Annotated in this window: 3 rRNA genes; all 3 read right to left on the reverse strand. The window is 55.3% G+C overall.

Going from position 1 to position 4,912, the window contains the following annotated elements:
* Position 1: 1 nt before the first annotated feature.
* Positions 2-110: ribosomal RNA gene (rrf, locus tag H8909_RS12450) — 5S ribosomal RNA — on the reverse strand.
* A 61-nt stretch (positions 111-171) separates the two neighbouring features.
* Positions 172-3,059 (reverse strand): 23S ribosomal RNA (locus H8909_RS12455).
* A gap of 237 nt (positions 3,060-3,296) precedes the next feature.
* Positions 3,297-4,825 (reverse strand): 16S ribosomal RNA (locus H8909_RS12460).
* The 16S, 23S and 5S rRNA genes sit together here, the layout of an rRNA operon.
* Positions 4,826-4,912 lie beyond the last annotated feature (87 nt).

Consider the following 4,912-nt stretch of genomic DNA (forward strand, 5'->3'; position numbering starts at 1 on the left):
GACCTGGCAGCTTGCTATTGTCGCGTCTTCACACTATCGTCGCCGTTATGATGCTTAACTTCCGTGTTCGGGATGGGAACGGGTGTGTCCATCATGCTATCGCCGCCAGATCCTCGAGGGATCCCTCAAAACCAGATACGTCATCTCTACTAATGATTACTCTTTCCAATCTTGGCCAAGTCCTCGGCCTATTAGTACCGCCCCGCTAAGCACATCGCTGCGCTTGCACTCGCGGCCTATCAACCTCGTCGTCTTCGAGGGGCCTTACTTGTCGCCAATGGGAGGTCTCATCTTGGAGGGGGCTTCACGCTTAGATGCCTTCAGCGCTTATCCCGTCCGGACTTGGCTGCCCAGCTGTGCCACTGGCGTGACAACTGGTGCACCATCGGTCCGTCCACCCCGGTCCTCTCGTACTAGGGGCAGCTCTCCTCAAACCTCCTGCGCCCACGACAGATAGGGACCGAACTGTCTCACGACGTTCTGAACCCAGCTCGCGTACCGCTTTAATGGGCGAACAGCCCAACCCTTGGAACCGACTTCAGCTCCAGGATGCGATGAGCCGACATCGAGGTGCCAAACCTCCCCGTCGATGTGAACTCTTGGGGGAGATCAGCCTGTTATCCCCAGGGTAGCTTTTATCCGTTGAGCGACGGCCCTTCCATTCGGATCCGCCGGATCACTAAGCCCGACTTTCGTCCCTGCTCGACCTGTATGTCTCGCAGTCAGACACCCTTATGCCTTTGCACTCTATGCATGGTTTCCATCCATGCTGAGGGTATCTTTGGGCGCCTCCGTTACTCTTTGGGAGGCGACCGCCCCAGTCAAACTGCCCGACTGACACTGTCCCGTGGCCCGTTGCCTCCGGTTAGGACCTAGATGCATGAAGGGTGGTATCCCAACAGCGGCTCCCCGTACGCTGGCGCGCACGGCTCACAGCCTCCCACCTATCCTGTACATCATGCATCCAAGCCCAATGTCAACCTGCAGTGAAGCTCCATGGGGTCTTTCCGTCTAGTCGCGGGCAACCTGCATCTTCACAGGTACTAAGACTTCACCGAGTCTACAGCTGAGACAGCGCCCAAATCGTTACGCCTTTCGTGCGGGTCGGAACTTGCCCGACAAGGAATTTCGCTACCTTAGGACCGTTATAGTTACGGCCGCCGTTTACTGGGGCTTCGGCTCGCTGCTTCGCTTGCGCTGACAGCTCCCCTTGACCTTCCAGCACCGGGCAGGCGTCACCCCCTATACTTCGGCTTGCGCCTTCGCAGAGAGCTGTGTTTTTGGTAAACAGTCGCTTGGGCCGTTTTACTGCGGCTCCATTTCTGGAGCACCCCTTCTCCCTAGGTTACGGGGTCATTTTGCAGAGTTCCTTAGCTATAGTTCTCTCGCTCACCTCAGGATTCTCTCCTTGCCCATGTGTGTCCATTTTCGGTACGGGCCGATGTGTGTTGTGCTAGAAGCTTTTCCTGGAAGCCTGCTCTCAGCTTTTCCGTACTTGCCGAAGCTTTCCGTATGCATCGCGCCTTCCCCTTATGCGCACCGGATTTCCCTGGTGCGCAGGTATCTCGCTTGCCCCAGCTATTCCAGCAGCTGGTTGCCTGAGCCTTCTCCGTCACTCCATCGCCACACATCGGGTACGGGAATATCCACCCGTCGTCCATCGGCTACGCCTTTCGGCCTCGCCTTAGGTCCCGACTATCCCAGAGAGGACGAGCCTTCCTCTGGAGACCTTGGGCCATCGGTGCGTGGGATTCTCACCCACGTGCCGCTACTCACGCCGGCATTCTCTCTTCCATGCGCTCCACATGCCCTTCCGGTCATGCTTCTCCGCTGCATGCAATGCTCCCCTACCACATTCCTGTCCATAGCTTCGGTGTCATGCTTAGCCCCGGTAAATTATCGGCGCAGAGTCATTCGACTAGTGAGCTGTTACGCACTCTTTGAAGGATGGCTGCTTCTGAGCCAACCTCCTAGTTGTCTGCACGTCTCCACTTCCTTTTCCACTTAGCATGCACTTTGGGACCTTAGCTGATGGTCTGGGCTGTTTCCCTTTTGACGACGGACCTTATCACTCGCCGTCTGACTGCCGCAGATGACACCGTGACATTCGGAGTTTGATTATGCTCAGTACCGCGGGATGCGGCCATCGCATATTCAGTGCTCTACCTTCACGGCTCTCTCGCTGCGACGCTAGCCCTAAAGCTATTTCGGGGAGAACCAGCTATCTCCGGGTTCGATTGGAATTTCACCCCTAGCCACAAGTCATCCGCCAACGTTTCAACGGGGGTCGGTTCGGTCCTCCATCGGGTCTTACCCCGACTTCAACCTGCTCATGGCTAGATCACCCGGTTTCGGGTCCACGACCTCAGACTATTCCGCCCTCTTAAGACTCGCTTTCGCTGCGGCTCCGCATATCCTGCTTAACCTCGCCTGCTGATCGTGACTCGCCGGCTCATTCTACAAAAGGCACGCCATCACCCTTTGACGGGCTCTGACTTCTTGTGGGCATGCGGTTTCAGGTTCTCTTTCACTCCCCTCCCGGGGTTCTTTTCACCTTTCCCTCACGGTACTGGTTCGCTATCGGTCACAGAGTAGTGTTTAGCCTTTCGGGATGGTCCCCGATGATTCCGGCAGGATTCCACGTGCCCCGCCGTACTCAGGTGCCGCCTCGACGCATGTCGAGCCTTCGGATACGGGTCTCTCACCCTCTTCGGATCCCCTTCCCATGGGATTCTCCTGACTCTTCATGTCATCTTTGTCGGCGGTCCTACAACCCCGGACTGTGTCCGGTTTGGGCTCCTCCGCTTTCGCTCGCCGCTACTTACGGAATCGACTTCTCTTTCTCTTCCTGCAGGTACTTAGATGTTTCAGTTCCCTGCGTATTGCCCCGTCATGACGGTCGTCATGCGGTCTCCGCTTCTTGAGCGGAGGGGTTTCCCCATTCGGATATCGGCGGGTCATCGCGTGCTTACCGCTCGCCGCCGCATTTCGCTGTTCGCTGCGTCCTTCATCGCCTCTCTGTGCCCAGGCATTCTCCGTACGCCCTTTCTTCCTTGACCTTGTGATTGGTTCTCTTTAGTTCGCTTGAGTATTTCTGTTCTTAGTATTTTTTGCCTTCAGACCAGATGTACTAGACCTTTCTTATCTTTGTTTGATTTCTCGATCTCACTTACATCTTATCTTTTGTGTGCAGAAAGTTTTTTAAACTTTCCATTTGATGATCATATCTGATTTTCAAGGATCTCTCCTGAGTGCCAGAGCACTCAAAACTGAACATTACACGTCTGTCTCCCTAGAAAGGAGGTGATCCATCCCCACGTTCCCGTAGGGATACCTTGTTACGACTTCACCCCAATCATCAGCCCCACCTTAGACAGCTCCCTCCCTTGCGGGTTGGGCCGCCGGCTTCGGGTGTTGCCAACTCTCATGGTGTGACGGGCGGTGTGTACAAGGCCCGAGAACGTATTCACCGCGGCATGCTGATCCGCGATTACTAGCGATTCCGGCTTCGTGCAGTCGAGTTGCAGACTGCAGTCCGAACTGGGAACGGGTTTCTGGGGTCCGCTCCGGCTCGCGCCTTCGCTTCCCTCTGTCCCGTCCATTGTAGCACGTGTGTGGCCCAGGTCATAAGGGGCATGATGATTTGACGTCATCCCCGCCTTCCTCCTCCTTGCAGAGGCAGTCTCGCCAGAGTCCCCAACTTAATGATGGTAACTGGCGACAGGGGTTGCGCTCGTTGCGGGACTTAACCCAACATCTCACGACACGAGCTGACGACAACCATGCACCACCTGTCTTCTCTATAGCTATGAGGATGTCTCCATCCCTTTTAGATCGATGTCAAGACCTGGTAAGGTTCTTCGCGTTGCTTCGAATTAAACCACATGCTCCACCGCTTGTGCGGGCCCCCGTCAATTCCTTTGAGTTTCATTCTTGCGAACGTACTACTCAGGCGGGTCACTTATTGCGTTGACTGCAGCACCGGGGTTTGACCCCCGACACTTAGTGACCATCGTTTACGGCGTGGACTACTAGGGTATCTAATCCTATTTGCTCCCCACGCTTTCGGGAATGAGCGTCAGTTGCGGCCCAGACCGTCGCCTTCGCCACTGGTGTTCCTCCATATATCTACGCATTTCACCGCTACACATGGAATTCCACGATCCTCTTCCGCACTCTAGCCGCCCGGTTTCCATGGCTTACCGAAGTTTAGCTTCGGTCTTTCACCACAGACCCTTGCGGCCGCCTGCTCCCTCTTTACGCCCAATGATTCCGGATAACGCTCGCCACCTACGTATTACCGCGGCTGCTGGCACGTAGTTAGCCGTGGCTTTCTGGTAAAGTACCGTCACTCGCATACCATTTCCTGTATGCGCCGTTCTTCCTTTACAACAGAGCTTTACGACCCGAAGGCCTTCTTCGCTCACGCGGCGTTGCTCGGTCAGGGTTTCCCCCATTGCCGAAAATTCCCTACTGCTGCCTCCCGTAGGAGTCTGGGCCGTGTCTCAGTCCCAATGTGGCCGTCCGCCCTCTCAGGCCGGCTACGCATCGTTGCCTTGGTGGGCCGTTGCCCCGCCAACCAGCTAATGCGCCATAGGTCCATCCCTGCGCTATCCCATAAAGGATATTTGGCATGAGCTCCATGCGGTGCTCATGGCTATGCGGTATTAGCAGGAGTTTCCTCCTGTTATCCCCCGCACAGGGGCAGGTTACCTATGTATTACTCACCCGTTCGCCACTCATCTCTAAAAGAGATTCGTTCGACTTGCATGTATTAGGCACGCCGCCAGCGTTCATCCTGAGCCAGGATCAAACTCTCCACTGAATATGTGAAGAGCTGATGTTCAGCTCATCAATTAAATGTTTTCAAATAAATCTGACGTGTATCTGTTCAGTTTTCAATGTTCTGTCT

The sequence above is a fragment of the Catenibacterium faecis genome (assembly GCF_014306455.1).
Lineage (GTDB): Bacteria > Bacillota_I > Bacilli_A > Erysipelotrichales > Coprobacillaceae > Catenibacterium > Catenibacterium mitsuoka_A.